The sequence below is a fragment of the Pseudodesulfovibrio piezophilus C1TLV30 genome (assembly GCF_000341895.1).
GTDB classification, from domain to species: domain Bacteria; phylum Desulfobacterota; class Desulfovibrionia; order Desulfovibrionales; family Desulfovibrionaceae; genus Pseudodesulfovibrio; species Pseudodesulfovibrio piezophilus.
Window position 1 is genome coordinate 2,361,283 of record NC_020409.1, and the last position, 23,482, is coordinate 2,384,764.

The 23,482-nt window shown below is 50.5% G+C and carries 19 protein-coding genes, 2 tRNA genes and 1 riboswitch; of the genes, 7 read left to right on the forward strand and 14 right to left on the reverse strand.

Translation table 11 applies throughout. The annotated features are described in order from the left end of the window. Positions 1-19 precede the first annotated feature (19 nt). A complete protein-coding gene (locus tag BN4_RS11180; protein WP_015415504.1) occupies positions 20-616 on the forward strand; it encodes a TetR/AcrR family transcriptional regulator in 597 nt (198 codons plus the stop codon). Next, entirely contained in the window at positions 591-818 is a 228-nt protein-coding gene (locus BN4_RS11185; protein WP_015415505.1) for a hypothetical protein, read from the forward strand. The genes BN4_RS11180 and BN4_RS11185 overlap by 26 nt, the downstream gene beginning before the upstream one ends. A gap of 393 nt (positions 819-1,211) precedes the next feature. Here the strand turns inward: BN4_RS11185 and BN4_RS11190 are convergent, their stop codons facing one another. Next, entirely contained in the window at positions 1,212-1,787 is a 576-nt protein-coding gene (locus BN4_RS11190) for a DUF2087 domain-containing protein (RefSeq protein WP_041720315.1), read from the reverse strand. Positions 1,788-2,068: 281 nt separating this feature from the next. Between BN4_RS11190 and BN4_RS17755 the strand changes: the two genes are divergently transcribed. Continuing rightward, positions 2,069-2,863 (forward strand): HAD hydrolase family protein, encoded by a 795-nt coding sequence (locus tag BN4_RS17755; protein WP_015415506.1) that lies wholly within the window; start codon positions 2,069-2,071, stop codon positions 2,861-2,863. 355 nt (positions 2,864-3,218) lie between these two features. On the opposite strand, the gene BN4_RS11205 is transcribed toward BN4_RS17755, so the two are convergent. The 4 genes from BN4_RS11205 to BN4_RS11220 all read right to left on the reverse strand — a co-directional run bounded on the left by BN4_RS11205 (position 3,219) and on the right by BN4_RS11220 (position 12,613). After that, positions 3,219-3,491: a barstar family protein gene (locus BN4_RS11205; protein WP_015415507.1), complete on the reverse strand. Its 273-nt coding sequence runs from the start codon at positions 3,489-3,491 to the stop codon at positions 3,219-3,221. Further along, positions 3,488-9,013 carry a two-partner secretion domain-containing protein gene (locus tag BN4_RS11210; RefSeq protein WP_015415508.1) on the reverse strand — a complete coding sequence of 1,842 codons (5,526 nt, stop codon included), beginning with the start codon at positions 9,011-9,013 and terminating at the stop codon, positions 3,488-3,490. The genes BN4_RS11205 and BN4_RS11210 overlap by 4 nt, the downstream gene beginning before the upstream one ends. 15 nt (positions 9,014-9,028) lie before the next feature. Next, on the reverse strand, positions 9,029-10,768 hold the full coding sequence (locus BN4_RS11215; protein WP_015415509.1) for a ShlB/FhaC/HecB family hemolysin secretion/activation protein: 1,740 nt from the start codon (positions 10,766-10,768) through the stop codon (positions 9,029-9,031). A 98-nt stretch (positions 10,769-10,866) separates the two neighbouring features. Then, positions 10,867-10,944, reverse strand: a riboswitch (cyclic di-GMP riboswitch). A gap of 403 nt (positions 10,945-11,347) precedes the next feature. Then, the gene (locus BN4_RS11220) at positions 11,348-12,613 is read right to left on the reverse strand and encodes a phenylacetate--CoA ligase family protein (RefSeq protein ID WP_015415510.1); all 1,266 of its coding nucleotides are present in this window, start codon (positions 12,611-12,613) and stop codon (positions 11,348-11,350) included. Positions 12,614-12,806: 193 nt separating this feature from the next. Between BN4_RS11220 and BN4_RS11225 the strand changes: the two genes are divergently transcribed. Next, positions 12,807-12,882 (forward strand) — tRNA-Lys (locus BN4_RS11225). A 4-nt stretch (positions 12,883-12,886) separates the two neighbouring features. Continuing rightward, positions 12,887-12,962, forward strand: a tRNA-Glu gene (locus BN4_RS11230). Positions 12,963-13,062: 100 nt separating this feature from the next. Here the strand turns inward: BN4_RS11230 and BN4_RS11235 are convergent. Further along, entirely contained in the window at positions 13,063-14,157 is a 1,095-nt protein-coding gene (locus BN4_RS11235) for a tyrosine-type recombinase/integrase (RefSeq protein WP_015415511.1), read from the reverse strand. Positions 14,158-14,539: 382 nt separating this feature from the next. Here BN4_RS11235 and tnpA point away from each other — a divergent pair, with 382 nt between their 5' ends. Next, complete coding sequence (gene tnpA / locus BN4_RS11240) at positions 14,540-14,971, forward strand: IS200/IS605 family transposase (protein WP_015413585.1); 432 nt, start codon at positions 14,540-14,542, stop codon at positions 14,969-14,971. Between the two features lie 94 nt (positions 14,972-15,065). Then, on the forward strand, positions 15,066-16,532 hold the full coding sequence (locus tag BN4_RS11245) for a hypothetical protein (RefSeq protein WP_015415513.1): 1,467 nt from the start codon (positions 15,066-15,068) through the stop codon (positions 16,530-16,532). Between the two features lie 189 nt (positions 16,533-16,721). Here BN4_RS11245 and BN4_RS11250 read toward each other — a convergent pair whose 3' ends face one another. The 8 genes from BN4_RS11250 to BN4_RS17235 all read right to left on the reverse strand — a co-directional run bounded on the left by BN4_RS11250 (position 16,722) and on the right by BN4_RS17235 (position 23,304). Then, the gene (locus BN4_RS11250; RefSeq protein WP_015415514.1) at positions 16,722-16,910 is read right to left on the reverse strand and encodes a hypothetical protein; all 189 of its coding nucleotides are present in this window, start codon (positions 16,908-16,910) and stop codon (positions 16,722-16,724) included. Between the two features lie 15 nt (positions 16,911-16,925). After that, positions 16,926-17,261, reverse strand: coding sequence for a hypothetical protein (locus BN4_RS11255; protein WP_015415515.1), 336 nt, complete (start codon positions 17,259-17,261; stop codon positions 16,926-16,928). A 23-nt stretch (positions 17,262-17,284) separates the two neighbouring features. Further along, on the reverse strand, positions 17,285-18,844 hold the full coding sequence (locus BN4_RS11260; RefSeq protein ID WP_162138613.1) for a VWA domain-containing protein: 1,560 nt from the start codon (positions 18,842-18,844) through the stop codon (positions 17,285-17,287). A 124-nt stretch (positions 18,845-18,968) separates the two neighbouring features. Further along, positions 18,969-19,826 (reverse strand): DUF3150 domain-containing protein, encoded by an 858-nt coding sequence (locus BN4_RS11265; protein ID WP_015415518.1) that lies wholly within the window; start codon positions 19,824-19,826, stop codon positions 18,969-18,971. Beyond that, positions 19,823-20,812, reverse strand: a complete 990-nt coding sequence (locus BN4_RS11270; RefSeq protein WP_015415519.1) for an AAA family ATPase — start codon at positions 20,810-20,812, stop codon at positions 19,823-19,825. The genes BN4_RS11265 and BN4_RS11270 overlap by 4 nt, the downstream gene beginning before the upstream one ends. A 288-nt stretch (positions 20,813-21,100) precedes the next feature. Continuing rightward, the gene (locus BN4_RS11275) at positions 21,101-22,018 is read right to left on the reverse strand and encodes a hypothetical protein (protein WP_015415521.1); all 918 of its coding nucleotides are present in this window, start codon (positions 22,016-22,018) and stop codon (positions 21,101-21,103) included. Positions 22,019-22,049: 31 nt separating this feature from the next. Further along, positions 22,050-22,223, reverse strand: a complete 174-nt coding sequence (locus tag BN4_RS17760) for a hypothetical protein (RefSeq protein ID WP_157871358.1) — start codon at positions 22,221-22,223, stop codon at positions 22,050-22,052. Next, entirely contained in the window at positions 22,216-23,304 is a 1,089-nt protein-coding gene (locus BN4_RS17235; protein WP_015415522.1) for a tetratricopeptide repeat protein, read from the reverse strand. Before BN4_RS17235 ends, BN4_RS17760 begins: the two co-directional genes overlap by 8 nt. Positions 23,305-23,482 lie beyond the last annotated feature (178 nt).

The following is a 23,482-nucleotide window of genomic DNA, read 5'->3' on the forward strand; positions in this document are numbered from 1 at the left end:
AGAAAATAGAGGGAGACGGATGACAAAGGATATGACGCCCAAAGCCATTCGGGAGGCAGTGATCAAGGCAGCCACCCAATGTTTTGCCGAAAAAGGCATCAAGCGAACCACCTATGCCCGGCTTGGTGAAGTTTCCGGTGTGGATCCGGTTGCCATCAAGGTTTTGTTTGGCAGCAAGGACCTTCTTGCCATGACCGTCCAGTCTCACGAACTTGAAAAATTGAAAAGTGATTATCTGACACACGTTCCAGATGCGCAGGCAGATGAAACCATCAAATTCATCATTTGCCATCGGCTTGAATTTTTGGCGCAAAACAGAGATCGGTCTGTCCTACTCATTAAAAATGCTCTCGCGGCCCGTCAGCCATGGGCGTCCATGCTTGACCATATTCTTTGGGAACTTTCCATCGAATTTGCGTCGATACTCGAAAAAGGCGTGCGTGAAGGCTCCCTCAGACGCGATTCAAATGTGACAACCGCTGTCCGGGCCATTACCAGTTTTTACATGACCGGCCTGGTCGTCATCGGCTTCAAGGCTGCCCAATTCGATCCGCAGGTCGTCTGGGAGTTTATCGAACCCCAGCTCAAGCTTGTGCTCGACAGTCTCAGGGCATAGCTTTCACATCACGGACATCACGGACATCACGGACATCACGGACATCACGGACATCACGGACATCACGGACATCACGGACATCACGGACATCACGGACATCACGGACATCACGGACATCACGGACATCACGGACATCACGGACATCACGGACATCACGGACATCACGGACATCACGGACTATTCTGGCTATCTCTCATCATGAGAGGTGCCCTTTCCTGTGCTTGAGTAACTCATGCCTGGCAAAGGTGGCTTCTTCTCTTTGCAGTCCGAATGATGCAGTGCGAGAAACGAAAAAAATTGCGGAGCAAGGAGCGGAAAGACTCGGTCGGATCGAAGAGTCCCCACGAGAAAGTGTGCATAAAGGAAGGTTCTCTTCGCTTTTATTGATTGTTTTGCATTCTAGAGTAAGTTGAGAAAAATACTAAAAAATGCGTTTCCGGCTCATTTTAAAAGAGAATTATGCCGAGTTGGACTTGGGAAGATAAAAAAAGCAGGAGAAAGACCTGCTTTTCTTGTAGCTCGTTTTAAGACCGTGGTGGTTTTTGGGGAAAAGGGTGGGGGGAGCCGATGGTCTGCGGCTCCCCGTGAAATGTTCTCAGGAGAGTTGGGAAGGCGTTCCAGGACCCCCACGACGCAGATGCTCGAATACAGCGACGGCTTCTTGGGGGGGGCGCTGCTCCCGGCGTCTGTATTGCCGCCCATTTTCTGTCCTTTCAGCCATGTTTCTGTCCACAAGCTCCCGTCGAAGGAGTGCGTGGTCTCCGAACAGATGCCACTGATTCAGGAGAGTGTTGATTTCCGGTTCTGTCAGGACGGTTTTTGCTGGGATTCTCGACCATATTACCCAGAGGCAGAGGCAGCGGATGCTGTCTTTCTTGGGCCAGCGGATCAATCGATTTTCGGTATCGAAAAGTCGGGTTGTCTGCGTAATCCTTTTCGGACGGGGCGTCGTGTGAGTCTGCATCGGTTGTGAAGCCTTCTTCGGGCCAGGAGAGTCTGTTGTCTGCTGTGCCTTCAAGTGCTGAAAGTTGCGATATCCGCCAGCGTTGGCTATCAGGTTGAGCATTGTAACATGGCTGACAGGGGTCTCCTGCGCAGCTAAACGGGTCCGTAAGGTCTTTGCGAATGCTGAAAAGTCGCTCACGAAAAAGGGAAGGGGAATTCTGGACATGCTTATCCTCGCTTTCGCGCCTACCATGCAGTATGGATTGCCGGTGGTCGCCGACTTCCGACCCGGCACGTGGATAAGGTGTCGTATCGTAGAAATGAGTGCAGGTTTAGCTCCCCTTGCGGGGCGGCGACGCCTTGGTGAACTGCCGACCAGCTGCAATCTATACAAAATTGTTTTCTTCTCTGCAACACTCGGGAAAGTGCCATTTTTATCCGCGCTTGCGGGCTTTGATTTGTCAGGCTAGTCTTCACTCTGAACCCTTCACCAAACAAGGAGCTGCCATGCCCGTTGTTTCAACCGTAACACTGTTGGTCAAGAATCTCGAAAAATCAGTCAGGTTTTACGAAAAGAGCCTTGGCTATGTGTGGACTCGGGAGAACCTGCTTGTGGGCTTCTATGGGCAATCTCTGCGCCTACAGCAGGTGTCTGACGGGCCGACAGGAGGCTGTATGGTCCTGCATGTGGACGTGCCGGACCTCGATGCTGCAGAAACGGCGTTCTTACAAAACGGGGGAGGGCGTAGCAAGTATTCTGGCGGGAAAACACCACTCTACGTCGGACTTGACGGTGAATTGATCATGCTCCGGCAGCGAGGGTTGCCCAAGGTTCCCGCTCTGAAATTGATCGTGTATGACTTCGACGGTGTTTTGACTGATAACCGTGTTTTCGTGGATCAGGCAGGGGGAGAGAGTGTTGCTGCCAACAGGTCGGACGGATTGGGTATTTCCATGATCCGAAAACTTGGCATCGAACAGACTCTTCTTTCGACCGAAACAAATCCCGTGGTGTCTGCCCGTGCCGCAAAACTTGATATTTCAGTCATGCAGGCCGTTACTGACAAGGCGGCAATGCTCACGAAAATGGTTGTTGCCAGAGAAATTGCCTTTGCATCCGTACTATTCATGGGCAATGATATCAACGATCTCGGAGCCATGACCTTGTGCGGCTTCAAGGTTGCTCCGGCAGACGCGCACCCTTCCGTATGTGCGCTTGCAGATTATGTGACAGAAGCCAGAGGCGGGCACGGGGCGGTCCGGGAATTGGCCGATGTCATCATGGCTGGTCGCCGTTTTTGAGCAGATGTCGCTTTGCTTGCAAGACGACTCTCCTCACCTTCTTCACATTTTTTCAAGCACCTGAGACCGTTCATGGGAAGGATCAAATGTCTTCTCACTTTGAAAAGTGAGAGGCTTTGGTTCGATGTGGTGAATATATGAATCGTCACCATATAATTATGATGTATTTTAGTAAGTTAAGAGAATCATAAAGTTATCGATCTCTTTTTTTTGATAGTGGCTTGTTGTGGGTGAATAATAAAATCCTTTACTGAGCATAGCGCTAGGGCGTGGCTGGCTTAAATGTCGACACGCCCTAACTTTTCAGTAATTAGGAAGCTGTCCCCATAATTTCTAGAGAATGGAGCAAGCTCTTCTATTTAGATATCGAAAGTTTTATGAGTCCTTCCGCTTCAGCTTCTTTTAAAATATCTAATATTTTCTTATAATATTTAGGTATGGATTCTTCAACAATTGATGCATTTGTCCAGGAAATATACGTAGGAACATCTATCCATCCTGTTAAACAATCCCACAAAGCATCTAAATTCTCACCATAATAGTCGGGTAGATCTAGTTTTTTTTTCAATTCCCAGTGGAGCGATTGGATAGATCGCATTTTCTTGCCATTTAATTCAACGCTACTCATTTTAATACCTGTTTGAAGGTTTTATAGTGATCTGTTGTTTTATATACAAGTCCGTCATTTGAGATGACTAGTCGTACTGTTCCTCTATAGCCTCCAGTGTCATTGATATCTGCTTCTATCCAAGTCCTTCCAGGAGCAGAGGGCAAGAGTCCTTCTTTGTCTTTGAAAACGTCTCCACCGATACTTTTGCCCGGAGCAACATCATGCAGGTTCCCTTTTTTGGGGTTCCATCCCAGTTTTTTTGCTTCAGCTTTTGTTAAGAAATTGTCAGGAAGCTTACCTTTTTTAACAGCGTATTGGGCAATGTCGTCAACTTTTGTGAGGACGGTAGCAACATTATCTCCCATCTTCGTACCAAGTCCAGCGATCATCAAGCCGATTTTGGACATGCCGAACTTGGTGAAGACTGCTCCGAGGGGGGCGGCGTCTACAGCCGTATCTATCAATATTTCGGTACTATAGTATTTTATGGCTTCTTCGTCTTGATCTTGGATTGCTTCTGCGAGCTTGTACGCATTGTACATTTTGACGCCAGCATCCACGGCTTCACAGGCTCCGTATATGACCAGAACAAGTGGGAGAGCGTTGTTTTCTGCGGCGTTACCGCCGGTCTGGGCTGCAATGTCAACATCCCCACCGGCCAAAGCCGCAGCCATGCCTGCTCCAAGGCGGGCTACATTGACACCGTGTCGTTTCAGTTCAGCAATATCCGAGCTTAGCTTATTCAACTCCGCCTGGAGTTCTTCTCCAGACAATTTGTCCATGTCTTTTGAGTCTTCAATTCTATTGCTGATCCAAGCACTGACAAATGTGTCGCCAATCAGTTCGCCAGTTACAGCGCCTATTGCACCGGATGCCCCGTTGCCTCCGGAAGCCAGATCGAGCGCACCACCAAGGGCGGCATGTGCAATGTATTGCGTGGCTTTGTTGATGTCCTGATCTTTGTAAGCTGTGCCAATCAGGCTTGCCCCTTGTGCCCCCAACGTCGAGACAGCCGCCCCGCGCATGTTTGCGACCAAGTTTTCACCGAGGTTTCCGCCGTTGACGGCGGTGCCGACACCTGTGTTGATGCCTGCGTTGATGACATTGTCCTGAAGGCTGTTGGCGAGGTCGGAGTAGAAGAGGTCGAGTTCGGATGCGCCTTCGCCTGCGGTGGCGATGGAGTCGACGTTTTGGGCAACATCGCTGGCGATACCCGCGCTGATCATGGCCGTGGTCAGGGATTTGAGTCCTGCCTCGGAGGCGATGGAGGCCAAGCCCTTGCCAAGGTCACCGCCAGCGGCTGCGTTGCCGAGGGCAGTAACGGCTTGGGTGCCGATGGAGGTAAAGGCCGCTGTGAGAGCGGTACACATGGCAATCTGTGCTGTTGAGGCAGCAGTGGTCGTGCCCGCCACAACCATGGTGGATACGCCGTTCACCATAGCCATCTCCATGCCCATGGCCGCCATAGCCAAGCCGGAAGCAGCACCTGCCGTTACAGCTGATGCAATGAGGGAGATGATCAACATACCTCCCGCGCCAAGGCCGCCGTCGGATTTGCTCCATTGGTCGTGAATTTCCTGGACGGCCTGCCAGTCAACGTCGTCGCGCTCCAGCAGGTCGCCCATCCATTCGAGGCCTTTGGCGTTGGCGAGGAGTTCGACGTCCTTGCGAACATCGCCGGAGGATTCCTTGAACTCCACGGTGACGCCCTTGGGCGTTGTGATAGTCAGGCTGGCCCCCGGCTCGATGAGAGTATGGAGTACGGTTTCGTCGATCTTGCCCTTATCCTCGGACGACCAGGTCAGGAAGCCCATATCGGTCTTCACTTTATGTTCAAAAGACTTGTTCTTGGTCACCAGCATCGCGACCTTGCCTTCTTCGGCTACGATCTCGGTGGTGTCTCCAGATTTGATGCTGGCGGATTGCAGCACGACGTCGTTCTTGGCGTTCAGAGCCACCTTTTGTCCGGCTTCAAAGACCGGACGATTGTTGGTGGTGTTTTCTTTCTGGACCATGTCCACGGATTCAGCACCCATGAATCCGCCACGTTTTTCTTCGACTTTGATCTTATTTTGAATCTGGTTGGTTGTGGCCTGAATGTCCCTTGAGGCAGTGATCGTCACATTCTGGGTGGCCTTGATCTGGCTTCCCTTGACGATGGCGTTGCCTTCACTGGCGTCGCCCCCAGCCTCAATGCTGACCGAGCCCTTGGCGTTGATGGTCGAGGCTGCGTTGGTCTGGGCCAGTTGCTCGAATGTGGAGGACTTGCCGCCGCCGAAGAAGCTGCCACCGGCGTCGTCGGCGTGGCTGTAGAGATCTATTTCGTTGGTGGCGGCGGTGATGGCGACATTGCTGTCGGCCTCGAGGGTTGCATCACCCCCGATGTTTATCTGGCTGCCGTGGAGGGCGATGTCCTTGCCCGCTGTCACGTTCAGGTTGCCATCTGTCTTGACGGTGCTTGCTTGCTGCCGCGTGATGTTGGTGCGGGAGCTGTAGTTGCCGCCGGATACCGAGGATTGGGTGGCCAGATCGACTGTGGAGACGGCGACATTCCGGCCTGCGGCCAAAGTGGTGTCGCTGTCGCTTGTCACCTCGCTGCCGAGAACGCCGATGTCCTGGCCGGCTTCGATGGAAAGGGAGCCCGTGGCTTGAACCTTGCCCTGACTGCCAACGAACTGAGAAGAAGTCTCTTGATTGTTGTTATTCAACACCTGAGCGGCAAATACTACGTCCTTGTCTGCTTTCAACGCCACAGTTTCACCTGTGATGGTGCCACCTGTATTGCGAATGGAATCAGTTGTCGTCGCCGCGACAGTCTGACCAGAAACCGTGCCGGTGTTGAGGAAGTTTTCAGCAGTGATGGTCACCTGTGTTTGAGACTGGATCAGACCGTCATTAGACGTATTGCCCGCGGTGTTAATCGCCACGTCCTTACCCATGATGACCGATCCGCCACGGGCAAGCTTTTTGATGCTGTTTGTACCGAGATACACGACAGGAACAAGGGCTTCCTGCCCATTTAATGTTCGCTTCTCCAGCCAGACAATGTCTTTGGTCAGCGAAGAAATCTGCTCCTGAGTCAAGGCAATACCGGGAGTGAGGTTCAGGTCACCCTTAATATCAACGGCATTGTCCATGAGTTGTTTGAACTCTTCGGTATCAGTAGTGCGCTCCTCACTCAAAAAGCGCTTGGCAGCCAATTTCCTGATCTGTTTGGCCACAAGGCGCGTCTCGTAAAAGGCATCTCCCATGCGCTTATTGGCTTCGTCGTTCGGATCCATTCCGAAACGGGACATCATGTACTCCGAGCCGTAAAAATCATCGAGATCGATCAGGGCCGGGTCGGTCTCAATGGCGTAATTCTGGGCCGGATTGGTATTGAGATTGAACAGGCCATTGGACGGAAGAAGGTTGGTTTCATCCGTGACAGAGGAAACCTTGCGCTGCTGTTTGTTAGGGTCCGGCTCCTCGATAACGCCATTACGCTCGGTAATGCCGTTGGTTACTGTGCCGCCAGAGATGCTGACCTTGTTACCTGCGTCCAGAGTTCCATATTCATTGCCCACGGATGATAAATACTGAACAGTGCCGCCGCCCTTTTTTTCGATAGACGGTGAGCGGTGAGAATGGAAGGCACCGCGTCCCCAAGTGACATAACGGCGTTCGAACAGTTCATGCCCTATGTTGTTGAAAGATTTGGCGATAATGTTGATATCGCCTGTGGTCGATGAAATAGTGCTGACGCTGTTGGTACCTGCATCCGTCTCAATGAAAATGGAATTATGCGCTGCTATGGATGCCCCTGCATCTTCGCCCGTGACGGTATCAGTGGCTGTTCGTTCAGAGAATATTACGCCATTGGTCTGGCCGTAGGCCGCAACAAAATACAGCATTCCTTTCGCCAGCTCTCGCTTGGCGATTCTCAGCGCATTCTTCCCTTGTGATGTCAAATAATTCGAATCCTCGGCGAGCTTCAGATCCAGCTCTGCAATATGGGCGGACAAATCTGCTGCTGAAATGACGTCAGGGGTTGTGTCCATTTTCAGGTGGTGCATGTTGCTCAAAGGGTAAGCCGTCCACCCGGAGGGGCCAGCGTAAGCCCGGCCAACATAGTGCTTGAAAAGCTCATACGTTTTCCAATTGTCGTCTCCAGCCTGGAATACGCCATCAAGAGTACCGCCTTCGTCGCCTCCTTCAACCAATATAAACTTTGAGTTGCTATTATTGAACGTAGTCGCACGGAAGATCAGACCGCCCTCAAGGGATTCGATGGTTCCGGAATCATTCTGCAGGGTCGCCATGCGAGTGCCTGCAGTGGTCCCTTCAAGAACGGCGTTGCCTTTAGCGAGGATAGTACCTTCGTTGTTGTACAGGGTGTCATCAATGCGGAAGGTCGAAGTGCCGCCGGAGTATATGGTGCCGGTATTGGTGACATTGGTGGCCGTGATCAGCACCTCGGTATCCGCCGCCATAAGGCGCTGGTTGTCGAGGGTTCCGGTATTCACCTCGATCTTGTTTGCATTGACCAGAGCCGCATCAGTGGGATTAACACGGGCCACGGTGACGGTTGGGGCAGACAGTGTGGCGGTTCCGGAGGCTTTGACCGTACCGGAGACATCAATGGAATCCTGCGAGGTCAGGGCCAACGTATTGCCCGAGGAGACCTTGTTGGTAATCTGAATCTTGCCGTCAGCCGTCATCTCCAGATGCTGGGTGGACTGCACCAGCCCCTTCGTGTTGACGCCCACACCGGCCTCGGTTCCCACGAGCTTGATACGGCCCGCGTACATGCCACCAAGGGCGGAGGAATCGATGGAAATGGTGGGCGCAGGAGTGCTGTCCGCTGTCAGCGTGGTCGTGGTGCCAGAGACCGGATTGTGGCGGTTCTGGCCGGTGATCACACTCAGGCTCTTGGCGTGAATATCGGCGTTGATAGTGGCCACGCGGGAGACCAGTTCAAAGGCGTCGATGTTGTTGGCGTTGATGCCCGCGCCATGCACGAGGATGTCACCGCTGTGAACATCGAGGCCCACGAAGGTATTGCCACTGAACTGCGGCACACCCGTGGTCATGGTGGCTTTGGGCGTGTTGATGAACCCACCACCATTGATGGAAATACCGTTGGGGTTGGACAGGATGTAATTGGCTGACTGACCGAATATTTCCGTATGCCCCTGAATGGACGAACGCCCGGTCCCGGTGACCTCATTGAGAATGGTGGTGGCTGCCGTGCCCGAGAAATTCGGGTTCGGAGCCATCGCACCGCCCAATTGAGACACGCCGGGGGCATCGCCGTTGTTGATGATGACACCCGAGCTACCGACATTGAAGTCGGTGAACATGTTGTGGGACATGCCGTTAGCGCCCGGAGCAGCTATGTTGACCACGTCCACGCCGTTGGGGGCAGTATCCATGGTCGCTTGATTGGCGGCAGGTGCAGCGGCGTCTGGGGTTATGCCCCCGGCGTGAACCATGGAGGGCGGGCAGAGAATGAGACTGATAAGGAAGGCGATGAAGAGCTGTTTGATGGATTCAAGCATGATGATTACTCGCAGCTAGAAGGAGTATTTGATGGAGGTGTAAATTTCGATGTCGTCTTTTTGCAAAAAGGCAGGCGCGTCGATGGGACGGGCTACGGCAAAGTCCATGACCAGTCGTCCACCGCTGGTGCGCATACCGACCACCGCGCCCTGGAGCGAACCGCGCTCCTCCAAATCCTTGGGATCGGATCGAATGACGCCCGTGTCGTATCCGGCATAAAACTGCATGGTGCCCAACCAGTCGGATGCAGTCGGCGATTTCTTTTTGATATTCGGCAGATTGAGCGTCAGTTCGTTGCGCATGTATGCGCCGATATCACCGCTCAGGCTGTCGTCATGAAAGCCCCGGACGGTGTAACGGCTGCCGATGCTGATCTGTTCTGCGCTGTAAAGGGTATGAGGAGCCCACTGGCCAGTGACGGAGGTATTCCACGAAAGGTTGAGATCCTTGACTTTCAACGGGCGAAAGAAGCTGCCGTTGAACACAAACTTGTTGAACTCATTACGCGCGGTATCGAGTGAGGGAGATATATCCCGTTTAGCTCCCAAAAGAGGCAGGCCGTGGCTGTATCCCACCTGTGCGCTTGCTACACCGCCGAGTACTCGGTGCGTATGTCCGAGGGTGGTCCCAATGGAGGTAAGAACCTGACTGGTAGCGACCAGTCGTCCGCTATTGAAGTAGTTCTGCGTATCCCGATGGGTGAGGGAGACATTCAGCGATGTTTTGCCGTTCTGATCACGGTGAAGCACACGATCAACGCTCAGGGATGTCGTCGTTGTGTCGCCTTCCGAGGGATAGTTAGCACCGCCGCTGGTCACTTCCGTGCGGTATTTATAGTGGCTGAAAGATCCGGAGAAGGTCCAGTAGCCTAGTGGCACCGAGTAGAAGGCGTTGTAGGTGGCGCTCTTCTGATGCTCATCTGTCAGCCAAGAGTCTGAATCGCCGTTGATGGTGATGTTGAGCAGGTCATTAATGCCAAACAGATTGTCCTTAGCAAGGGCAAGGACATACTGATTGCGGCCGGTAGAATCCTGCCCCGTGTTATCCAGACCAAATGAGGCGCGCCAGGTCTTTTTACGCTCGTTGGAGACAACAACACGGCTGGCACCTTGCTCTCCACCAGGAAGCAACTCCATCGATGCATTGTTGGAAGGAAGGCGGTTGATCTGATCAAGCCCCTGTTCAATGTCTCTCAGGTTCAGATACTTTCCGGCCAGTCCTGGAAACGCGCCCTTGATCTCCCGCTGGCTGCCCTGCCCCTCTTTGAATTCGATCCCCTCGACCTTTCCCTCTACAACCATGATTACCAGATGTCCGCTGGAGAGATCCTGCTCCGGAATGGCCGCACGGGTGGTGACATATTCCTTTTCCACATAGGCATTGGTGATGTCGTGGACGAGATTATTGACGTCGTTAAGCGTCAGGCAACGGCCTATGTATTTGGCAGTAATAGCGTCGATCTCTTTTTGATCGAGAAGGGTTACGCCCGTAATTTCAATGGACTTGGTCTCCATACATGGAGCATCAGGAGCCGCCTCCGGGATCTCCGACAATCGTAAATCCTCGCCGGTGGGAGCTTTTTGCAGCTCTTCACGATGCTGCCGCTCCAATTCCAGCCTGCGCTGCTCCTCCTGCCGCTGAAGCTGTTGCTGTTGACGAATGGCGTCGTCGACAGGAGCAGCCCAAGCCATAGGGCAAACAATAAGAACAATCAGAACGGCAAACGTTGCCGTAGAACAGAGAAAACCGCGCACCAGCACCTCCCCGAGCACACAGGAAAAGACCTGTGTTCAACACACAATCGTCGAATCAAAAGCACGTGAGAGGAAGTGGAAGCTGTGACAACGCTCCGCTCGGCAACCCGGCTGTCTCCCGCAAGAGACCCGTGGCTTTCCGTCTCCACCTCACGATGGATTTGGTTTTTATCGATAAATCAGTTGGTTGGAGCTCCACCCCTGGAATGCCCGCCCAATGAATCATTTGGTGCCTAACAGTTGTTTAACAAACTGGCAAATTGATATTTATCGGTGGTTTAATGTTAACTCATAGATTAGGGGGAATATATTTTGCGCTAGAGCTATATGCAAACAGTGAATTGTCGGCGGGAGCATCCCAATCCTTCGCAGGCCAAACTTGCCCTCCAAATTTAAAAAGCCGCATCCGACCTGCTCTCATTTGCGCAGGTCAAGAACGGCTTGAATTAACAACTTTATTACTTGCTAAAGAACTTTAATACTCACTTAAAAACTATATTACTCACCCACACTTGTGAGACCAAAAAATCCCCGTCCGGACGGGCCGGGCGGGGATGATTTTTGGGGGAGCCTGAGCGGTTAATCCCAGGTGCGTTTGTCTTCGATCGGGCGGATTTGCGGGGGCAGGGTTCCGGGAGCGAGGACTTTGAGGATGGGGCGCAGTTTGATTTTCTCGCGGAAGAGGTGGAGCATTTCATCTTCCTGATGGAATTGTCCAGCCTCGATGGAGAGGATCATTTCGTCAATACCACCTGGGTTGGTGACTTCGATCTGCCAGCGTTTGACTTCCTCAAAGCGGGCCATGACCTGCTCGACCTGGTGGGGGTAGACGAACATACCTTTGATGCGTGCCGTGGTATCGACCCGGCCGACAATGCCGCCAAGGCGTGGGGACGTTCGGCCACAGCTACATGGCGCGCGATTCAGGTAGCCAAGGTCGCCCGTGGCGAGCCTGATGAGTGGATATGTTTTGTTGAATGCGGTTACCACGATTTCGCCGACCTCGCCATCCTTGAGCGGGATACCGGTATCCGGATGGCAGATTTCAACAAAGGCGCGGTTGGAGAGATGCAGGCCGTCTTTGTGGAAGCATTCGTATCCGATACAGCCGACATCTGCGGTGCCGTATCCCTGTCGCATGATGCAGTCGAATTTCTTTTCGAGCGTAGAGCGCAATTTTTCAGAGAACTTTTCGCCAGTCACGAAAGCGACTTCAAGGAAGAGGTCCTTGCGCAGGGAAAGGCCCATTTCCTCGGCTTTTTGGGCCAGGTGCATGAGGTAGCTGGGGGTGCCGACATAGCCGGTCACGCGCAGTTTCTGCATGATTTCAATCTGGGAGTTGGTATTGCCCGGTCCGGCAGGAACGACGGCGCAGGCCAGATTGCGCAGTGGCTCTTCAAACATGAGTCCCGCAGGAGCAAGGTGGTAGTTGAAGGTGATCTGGGAAAGGTCGCCGGAGCGGAATCCTGCTGCGTAGAAACCCTCTGTCCAGCCCCAATAGTCCTCAGTGCGATCTTCGGGATCGAAGATGGGACCGGGGGAAAGGAACACTCGCTGAAGCTCTCCAAGATCCTTGGTGAGCAATCCGCCGAGACGAGGGCCCATGGATTGGAGGAAGATCAGTTCTTTTTTCTTGATAATGGGGATGTGTTTGATATCGTTCAGTGTGCGGAATTTTTCCACATTGAACTGCGCGCGGTCAAAGCGCTTCTTGACGTCTTCGGAATACCTGTACGCGTATGCAAGCAGTTCCTTGAGCTGAAGCTGGCAGTACTGTCTGCGTTCCGATTCGTCGAGTACTTCGCGTCGGGAATAAATTCCTTCAGTACGATCTTTTCTTGTCATATTCTTACTCCTGTGTGGATATTTTCATTTTTTCGACAGGCCCGGGACTATACCATTTGGGAAGTATTTTGCAAGAAAAAAATGATAAAATGTTTGATATCAGTGAGTTGAACGAATAAAAAAGAATACGGTGGTTTAAAATTTATGCTTGACACCGAATGAGCAAATGGATAGACATACGCTCCTTGAACGCGGGTCGTTAACTCAGTTGGTAGAGTATCTGACTTTTAATCAGAGAGTCACTGGTTCGAACCCAGTACGACCCACCATCGCGTCCCCATCGTCTAGTGGTCTAGGACTCTGGCCTCTCACGCCGGCAACAGGGGTTCAAACCCCCTTGGGGACGCCATGAATTTCAAGCGGTTAGAGAACGTTTGTTTCTGCCGCGTCAGAACGGAAACGGTTTCGGAAACGGTTTGTTCTGACTTCCATATTTAAACCGCCCTTAGCTAATCGCTTTGGGCGGTTTTCATTTTGATCACTTTCCCCCCTCTTCCGCTTAAAGACTCCAAAGCGGATCGTGTCTCTTCAAGTCCCAAGGTTTTCAGATACCTCTCGGTCGTGCTTGCACTCTTGTGGCGCAGGATCGCCTGAATGACGCTAACAGGATGACCGAGCCTGAAAAGGATGGAAGCTGTCAGGTGTCTTATCCCGTGGAAACCGAAGGGTTTTACCTCGGCTTTTCTGCACAGTCTTTCCATGAACTTTTGGCGATACCGAAAAGGGTTGCCAAAATGGCCACGGCAAAACTTGTAGTCTTCTTCGCAAACGAAGACATACGCACTTTCTTTGAACGTGCGATTTTCCCACCACCAAAGAAGCTCTTTCTTCAGCTCTTCAGTCATAGGAAGCCAGTCATACTCTAGCGTTCCTCCTTGTCTCTTTCTGGTTGCGAGGCGAATACGATTGCTTCCGAAATCAATGTCTTCCCAAGCCAAGCGGAACACCTCTCCTCTTCTGGCTCCCAGATGGAGGAAGACGGTGAGCATGACTTTATCCTGTCCAGAAGTCAGATGGTATATTTTCCAAAAGTCTTCTTCTGGCGGGACATACCTTGGAGTTCTTACTTCAGGGAACTTGTCTACTAGGCAGGGGTTGGGTTGAGGCATGCCGCGATAGCGTATTCCCCAATTCCAAGCCGCCACTAAATTCTTTCTATCCTTATTGGCTGCATAGCCGGATCTGGCTTCATATTGAACTTGAAGCACATTCAAAACAATGCCTGATGTCAATCTCTCCACTGGGGCAGCGGGATCTATCATAGGCTTTCCTTTGCTGTTTTTTACGCCAAAAAATTCCTTGAACGTCTTTCTTTTTTCTCCGTAGGTTTTTGTTGAGAACTTACGAGCAAAGTCCATATAATCCTGAGTCCATTCACCCAGTGAATAGGCCGTGTCTGTCTTTGACCAGTCCACCTGCCTTTGTTTGGTTTCCCAAGCGAGAGCGTCCGTTTTTGTGTCGAACAGCTTCGTCTTGATTTCTCCTTGCTTTTGAACCCTCCCTTTCCAACGAATTCGCCCATTCCTCTTGATTTTTGAGGGCATTATTCCTCCTTAGAGCATCAACCACATTTCTTTCAAAGAATAGGATGCGCCCTTTGGGGCCTGTGGGCTGAATTCCACCGAGCTTTTCAAAGTGCTTTCGCACCGTTTCTTTATCAAGCCCCAGGAAGCTTGCGACCTCTTTGGTCGAAAGTCTCTTCCCAAGTTCTTGACTCAAAATATCGAATGTCATTAGCCTTCTCCCACAGTTGATGCTGTTTACTCAGAGAAGGGCGACAAAATCTGTCGCACAACGACAGTGTACTTTTTTAGTCCAATGAGAAACCCCCCAGCTCTGCTGGGGGACCAGTAAAGTTTGACTTATGCGGGAGTAATATAAAGCCTCTCCTTGTGAGCTGCTCAGAGTGAGCAGAGGAGAGGCTCTATGAAGTGCAATTCAAGCCTATGCCATACAAAATGGGACTGCAAGTATCATGTTGTGTGGATACCGAAATGTCGGCGTAAGGTATTGTTTGGCAAGTTGAAAAACTACTTGGGCGAGGTGTTCCACAAGCTCGCACGTCAACGTGAATGTATGATTTTGGAAGGGCATTTATGCATTGATCATGTGCATATGTACATCGCCATTCCTCCCAAATACTCTGTGGCACAAGTAGTTGGTTATATAAAAGGTAAGAGCGCAATACACATAGCGCGTGAAGTCCAAAATCGCGCAAGGGGATTTGCAGGGCAAAGCTTCTGGGCGCGTGGTTACTATGTGACCACGGTTGGACGAGACGAAAAGGTAATAAGGGAATACATCCGCAAACAAGAACATGAAGACAAGCGGGTGGAGCAGTTGAAATTCCGCCTTTAGGCGGTTCTTAAAGCCACTTTGAGTGGCTCACAAGCTCAAGCCCCCGGCTTTGCCGGGGGTGTTATGACTTCTTGAGCATGAGGTTCTTTCTGATATGAATGAAGATAATAATTTGATTTTAAGAGAAATATTGCAAGGCAGAACCGCCTGGATTCAACAGCAATTTGTCGCTAATTTTTTGCAGGGGCATATTGCGGGGTTCAATCCCAAGACGGGGCTGACTGTAAATCGGATGTATACTCACGCGAAGCCGGAATTTTCCTGCTCATATATCGAGGCGTATCTTCACAAGCCAATTGTTAGACTTGCGGCAACGCCAATGGCTGAGCCCGCCGTGATAGGGAATTATGAGCAGGTACGTCCCGACTATGCAAAAGCCCAATCGAGGAGGCTGCAACAAGGAGCCCCTCTAAAGGGGCAAGTCCTTCTGAGGGAGCCGCCTAGAAGTTATAATCAGTACGGGAAATGCAGAATAGACTTTGGGATCGGCGTCGAGTTCCCTGTCTTATTTTTTGAATTAGATAGTCGAAAAACAAAAGCAATCAAGGCTATAAAGAGTGGAGAAAGTGTTGTCTTAACATATCCATATAAACGGATAGGATATTTCACGAAGCAGGCAGAAGCGACGGTCCTCGTCACTAATGATCCATACATGGGCATTATCGTCTCTATGGAGTGTGAAAAACGCTATTTCCGTGGAGTTAACAAGGCCTTGCTAAATGCAGCGAAGCAGTTCGCCCAACAGAATGGGCTCAGCCTTGGATATGAAGAAAGGCACATTCTTTTTGAGGAGCTTGTGTTTGCATATTCGCTTCATGCGAATGATGGGTTTGCAGGGTACTCATCGCCTACCGAATACACTCACATACAACAGGGGGTTCGTGCATATTTGTATGACTTCATCCTAAATCTGCTCTTTGACAAAGAAGAGGCAGTTGGTCTGTTGAAAGTGCTTGAGGACAACGGTAAAGCCGAGCCCACCTATGCTCCTCCGAGCAACAATCTCTTTATTAGAAAAAATGGGCAGTGCAGAATCAAGTATCAAGGTGAAGAAATTACCACTAAAGATTATAGCGGCATGGACTACCTTCAAACAATTCTAAACTCCCAGGATAAAATGACATATCTTGAGATAATGCAATCGACAAGGGTAGTGGATTTAGTGGCAATTAAATCGGAACGTCACTTGTCTGACCATGAGAGTGAGGCTGTATCATTTGAGTCGTACACCGAAAAAATTGAAGAGCTGCAAGAAGACTATTTATGTGCAAAGGATAAGGGCGACTTCCAAGAGATGGATGCTATTGAAATAGAAATCGAAAACTTCACAAAGATAGTAGAAGAAAACAAGCACGATGTCGCTGTACGAAACTCGCAGCTTAAAAAGATTAGAGACGCTGTGGCGGTAGCAATGGAGAGATGTGAAGAAAGGATTGAAGTCCTAAATCCACAGCTTGGCACCCACCTGCGCGAAAGCCTCGTTAAGATTACCACGCCTGGGAGCAGAGTGGTTAGGATTGCATACAGACCTAAACAGCCGACAAAATGGGAAAAGGGGTAGCTCAAAATATCGGACCACCCTAGGTAAATTTTACCTGGCATACAGGCTATTGCCGCAACCTGCTTGCAGATGGATTAATTGACATCCTTTCTTATTTTATTCTGATGAGTGCATTTTTAACCACATTGGGCAAACCAAACGGTCTGCGTACTAGCAAGAGCCGCAAGCATGCGCTTGCAGCTCTTTTCTTTACGAAGCCCGAACGGTCAGCTTACCGTCGTCGTCCGTTTCTTCTTCGGTTTCATCCTCAACCTCTTCCATTTCGTCCTCATCGGTCTCAATAGAACGCGGATTGTCATCCTCGTCCATAGCAAAGACGCCGGTAACTGCCAGTATGCCCACAGCCACTCCGCCGATAAAAGTCCAGAATTCTCTCACGTTTTTCTCCTTGGTTTAGATTTCGAATTCCGAGCCGCATTGATTGCAGCGATATTCAGAGATGACATGCCGGTCGATATGCTCACCGACCTGGTTGCCAACTGCAGAGCCTGCAAAGAAGCCAGCTAAGGCCCCGGCCAGCCCTCCCGCAAGAAGGCCAAGCCCGGTACCTACGACCGGAATGACCGAGCCGATGACCGCGCCCGTGACTGCGCCAGAGGACGCGCCGTAGTATCCACAAGCTCCACCGGCGACTCCTCCAACCGCCGTTCCGATTTTCTGGGTGGTGTTGACCAATACGACGTGAATCGAGCTGTCACAGGTCGGGCATTTGGGGATCTCAGTGTCCATGTTTTCCTCGTGATTGTGGTAGGTTATTTAATGAGCGCACCCCGCAGCATGCCGAACATGGCCGGGGCTAACTCGGGCAGGTCGTTGATGGTACGGCTGTGATGGGGAAGCAGTTGGGTGATGGCCTCGGACAGGATGCCCAGACCGTAGATCTCGACGCCGAAACGCCTGCCTTCTTCAATGGCATCGAGTGCCACGTTGAATGAATCAGGATCACCGTCTGTCAGGAGCAAGACGATCTTTCGCGATTCGGAGAGCGGCATCATCTGTTGCAGCACCCACCAAAAGGCTTCGCCGAGCGGCGTGCATCCTGTTGCGCTGACGGCGAAGTTGTCATGCAACCTTTCACCGTGCTTCAGGATTGGGCAGATCGTAGGACCACTATCGTTGCCATTGCCTCCATCCGTCGGAGTGCCAGCCGGAAAAGCTGTAACGCCGACGTTGATCCCGTCGATGGCTGCCAAGGCTGTAGCCACAGCATGGCAAACCTGAGTGGTCAGCTTGATGCGGCGTCGCATGGAACCAGAGCAATCAAGCAGGATGTGGACGGCTGTGTTGATCCCAACTTTGCGCCCATCACGTCTGAAGACGCGAGCATCTGCCACCGACAATCGGTGCAGTTGTCGTGCGTCCAGTCGGCCATGGCGTCCGATTTTGGTTCGTTTCAGCACTGATGATTGCAGCAGTCCCTGGAGTTGCGTCCTTAGGGCGATCGACGCCCGCTTTGTTGCAGTAGCGTCTTCCGGTGCTATCGGCTTCGTGGTCTTGTTGCCCAACTGCGCCACACGCAACGACTCATTCAAGTCAGACGGTGTTTCCTTGTTCAAGCTCTCGGCCAACCGGTCTCCCAGGTCAAACGGCAGCTCATTTTCATCGATACTCAGCAGACACTCCAGCAGCCGCCTTGAGACCTTAGAAGGTATCCCATCAGGCGCACCGTTTTTGGCTGTCCTCTCTGACTTTGAGCCCCCATTTTGCTGGGGCTGAGAGGTCGTTTTATCTTTAAGAATAGAAACGACCTCTCTTGCGTACAAGATGCAATCCTGCGTGGAATCACAACAAGCATACACCTTTTGCAAAACCAGATTCAGCCTCGCAATGAGACCGGGAAACTCCGTTTCGACAGATGCCCCGACCTGATCCCGCTGGCCGCCCAACGAGGGTACATCCCACGCTCGCACCGACAGTAACAGCCAATTGAGAATGGCCATGGCCGGATCATCTGTTTGCTCGGAGTCATTGCCGAACAAATGCCGAATCAACCAATTGAAGTTCTGGCGGCAACCAGGGAACAACCGGGCCAGCCGGTGTTCAACCCGCCAATCTTCAAACGTATTCCAGACGTGCATCTCAAGAGGCGTCAGGTTGGCAAGTTTCAGCCAATCGAAGCGGGTTTCTCGGATATGGGCTGCCTCGTGATCTACAAATCCACGAGCCAAACCGATGAGCGTTTCGTTGCATTCCAACGGCAGCGCAGGGAGATGGATAATGCTTCCATCAGTATAGGCCCCCTTGCCGCCGATGACGACTTTCACGCCATACTTGCGCCCAAGCACAGATGCCACCATTGGGAGCGATTTCATAAGCAATTGGTTCTTCATGACAATCACCACAAGCCATGGCTATCGATCTGATGATACACCGGTTCAGGAACGAACTTGGCCTTGCTAGGCTTCTTTTCAGGAATCGGCGGAATCGTATCCGCGACTAGACCGGCCAGAATTTCGGATGAGTCCTGCCATCCAGAATTTTCTGACCATGAGCAACAAGCGTAGTAGGATCACGAAGCAGCGAGACAACGCCTTGCAGCATCACCAGGGCACTCCCCTGAATATGCCCGCGCTTGGGCACACGGTTGAATGCCGTCTCCAGCAAATCTACCACCGGCACCACGCGAGGCTCAACAAAGCTCAGACCTGCCAGCTTGCCATGGATGGAACGCAAAGGGGAAAGCGCCTTGTGCGTCACCTTGTCTTTGCCCTCGAAGCATCGCTTCCAGGTGTCGGCAGCAGCCTTGCCAACCTCATCGAAGAGTGTGCCGCCAAGCTCATTGACCTCATCCTGCAGACCATGCCCTACGGCATTGTCCGTAGGCGGCAGCAATTTGAAAAATTGCCACCTAAAGCCCAACCGATTACGGACATAATCCGCACTCACTGAAGACGAGCCGATCAAGCTTTCCCAGCCAGGATGCTGCACGATCCAGTTTTTGACGGCCTCATCGTACCGATTAAGGAATTGCTCTTTCGCATTCAGGAAGTCGTCCCGAATGGTAGTCAGTTCGGCCACGATCTCATCGGCCTTGTCTTCTGGAATACCCCAGCCGCCCAGAAAACGGACGCCGGTCCGATCCAACAGACTCACGGCGCGGGCCTTTAATGTACCGAAAATCCGCAACTCCCTGGGGTCGCGAATCTTTTTACTGCCAAGCGAAGCCAGTTCCTCCGGCGGCAACTCAGCACCACCAAAGTCGGCATGCGTCAGCTTCTTGCGTGCCGTCCAGATCTTCACATCGAGATTCAGAGCAATCAGGTTGTCGAGAATAGTAATATCCGTATTCATCATGATTTATTCTCCTCTTGTTGCGGGAATATGCGTTGCGCGAGCTCGTGTAGCACCGTCCGGGTCTCCGGCGTGGCGCGATAGGCGAGAGCGCGATCAAGCGCATAGGTCACGGGTTGAATGCCCTGTCGGGCTAACGGTTGGAATCGGACGGTCAAATCCGCCCATCGGATGAGGGTACGAGTCGAGAAGGTGACTTCAATGGTTTCGCGGTAATTGCCGTCCGCCTCACCCATGAAGAGCTTGCGCACCTCGTTGGCGTATTCCACCATCTTCGTACGCACTTCCTTGGGGAGATTCGGACCTTTACGATGGAGCAACTCCTGCTCATCCTCGGATTTGGGGTATCCGATTTCGCACAGCCAAAAGCGGTCCATGAAGGCGAGGTTTTGCCTTAATGTTCCTTGGTACAGGCCTGTTTCGTCTGTCCCGCCATTGGTGTTGGCCGTGGCCGCAAATCGAAACAGAGGATGCGGCTTGATGACTTCACCGCCATTCTCAGGGATGCACAACGGATCGCCGTCCAGGATACTGTTCAAGCCAGCTGCAGTCGCCGGATCGAGCAGGTCGATTTCGTTGAGCAGGAAGAGACCACCGAACTTCATGGCAAGCGCAAGTGGGCCGTACTGGAAGGCCATATTGGAATATTCCACGGTCAGGTGGCCGACCATATCGGGGAACTCTAGCCGACCATGCCCGGTGATATCGAAGACAGGGGAATTGAGTTTCGCGGCAAGCTGTTTGATGAGGCTCGTTTTGCCGCTGCCAGCCGGTCCGAACACATAGAGCGGGTCTGATGAGTCCATAAACCAGACAACAGCGTCACGACTGGAATCGTGGAACAGATATTCCGGGTTGAGGTCAGGGGTGAACGAAGATGCGGATGCAAAGCCGCGCACTGTTCGTTTAGAATTTTTACCGCTGAAAATTGCACCGGCATCATGTTCAGCAGGCTGCAACGCCTTAAATTCTTTGAGGATATCGCTCATAGTTTTCTCCTTAGGAAATAGAAAAGCCCCTGCTCCACATGAGTGGAGCAGGGGCATAATCCGCTTTGTATTGAGAGGCTAAAAAAGATTCATTCTTATATGAATAATATATGTCTGAAATTTAGCGAAGAGCACATCCATGTCCAAAAGTTTTTTGAAAATGATTATGTTGCTCTTTAAACTTTGGGATCAATGTATACTTTATTGCTTTGGTAATACAAAATTAATAAAAGCTATATCTTACAGCACTGCAATAGAGGTCTGTCACTATAGCGAGAGGTGTTTCACTTAGTTACAAAAGCCAGATGATGAGCATTCGGCTGAAAGAGCGTGCTCGTATTTTCCGGATATATATGCGCCCGCTCCACAATACCCACTGCCAACATATAGTTTAAGTGTTCTATAATCTTCGGAAAAATCAAAACTTGAACCTGGGATGCTGTCAAAAACCATTTTCCCATTTGATTCAACCAGCTTGCCTTCAACATCACAAGTTGAATATGTGGACGGATTCATGCTCATTCCAAATGCAAAGTGCATTTTTTTGTCATTAATTATGACAAGCTCTGCATTCATGTCATTACTCTTGTAATAGTATGTGTGGATTTTCCCATTGGGAAGCGAGGCAAAATATGGCTCCATCAATTCATTGACACGCTTCAACAAGGCAGCCTTCGATGGTTGGGCAGGGGCTGGAGCTGCCGTGGACGCGGGGGGAGTTTGAGAGGGGCCCTTTTTAGGCTCCGCTTCCTTAGGCAGTAAGATTGAAAAATCATTATTCGCGATTGCACAAAAGAGTAGTGGGCCTACTTCATTCTCTTTTTTTCCGCCATTTATTGAGGTGTAAGGTAAAATGCGCAGCATCCTCTCAATATCGATTGCGTATTCAAAAAGGAATCCAATTTCCATTGTTGAAATCGTCGAATTAATTTGAGGGTGCTTATCCTTTAAGCCTTCTACATCAAGGTTGATTGTTAGCAGTGTTTTCTCGATGCCGTCATTGTCATTCAGAATTTTCCACTCGTAACTCTCTATGAAATCACAATCATCTAAAGCGTCAACTAGTGTCATACTCCTATCGAATTCACCGGAATTGCAAACCTCAGATACAGGACTATCCCCAGCGACTTTTTCAACTTCTCCTGACGAGCAACCTAGAAGAGCGAAGAACGTGAAGATTGTCATAATACACATTGCTTTTTTCATATTATTACCTTCTGTTAATGGTTATAATTGTTTATAGCTTTCGCTTGGATGTCGCCAAGAATACTATCGCAGAAATAATAAAAATTACGGCAATATCTGAAAAATCTCCAAATGGAGACAGAAAAGATGAAAATAGCCACAATACCCCAACAAGCCCTCCTAAAAGGACAAGGCATCCCCAGAAACTCTTATTGCTATCAGGCATACTGGGCCTCCCTATCTCGGTAATCCTGAGGAGGCTTGGGCTGCCACTCGTTGGCTTTCTGCTTGGCTTGGTTAACCTCTTCAGGCTTCAATTCTCTTTCCAGTGACTCTAGTAGCTTCGATGCTTCCTCACTGTGTTGTTTTTTTGAAGCGACCAAGGCGAGAGTGTACGCCATTCTCGGGTTTCGTTTTGTAATCCATCCCTTGGCGTAGGAGTTTGCGATCCACAACTGTGATTCCGTATGGCCTTGAAGTGCTGCACGGCTTAACCAGCGCCATCCAATCTGGTCGTTTTGGTCAAGTCCATTTCCTGAGAGGTATAACTTTCCAAGATTAAAAATTGCTTCTGTTTGTCCCCGTTCAGCAGATGATCTCATAAATTCCAAGGCACGCTTTTCATTATACCACTCGTATCCATCCATTTGGTATAGTTCGCTGAGAACAAAGCAAACCTCAGGATCGTTGCTTGTGTCGCATGATTGTAGCTTTTCGAATGCCAGATAGTAGTCGCCAGCCTTAAATGCAGCTAACCCTTGAATAGGACTCTCGTCTGGTTTTATGGTTTCGTTTGTTGGTTTCTTTTCAACTTCATTGTTTGTCTGATTTATGTGTCCGCATGACGGGCATTTCCATGTCATTTGATTTTTGGCTACAGCGAAAAACCAAATAATCCCCCAAATAAGCGAGGTGGACAGTGCGAGTAAATTATGTAGGCAATAATTGGTCTTGTTTTTGGTCGGAATAACGTCTTCGTTGCAGTTCAAGCAAGTGAGTGTTTCTGGTGTTTTTTTCTCTTCTGATAAATCTACTGATTTATATATGAATTTTGCCACTAGATATGAGACACCGCCTCCAGTAAAAGTCCCTATAAACAACGGCATGAGTTTGCTAAAAGGCAAGCCCATATCGTTGATAACGTACGGTGCGCAAAATAATAGTCCAATATTTGCGATGAAAAAGAGCGAAGATATAACAAGGCCAGCCTTTCTCCAAGACCCATATCCAGGATTTCGACGATAGTGATTCAGTGAACAAAAAGCTAAAACTATAACCATTCCCCACGCAATGCCTAACCAAAACATATAGCCTCTCTGAATCAGGATAAATGTTACATAACAAGCAGTAAAACACCTGTTTGCGTAAACAATTATTTAAAATAAGCATAGTGTTAATTTATTTTATACTACACATTCCATATTTCGTATTTGTGGAGCCTGTCGTGTAAAGACAGAGGACTCTGCCTAATTCAGAGCCTCAAAA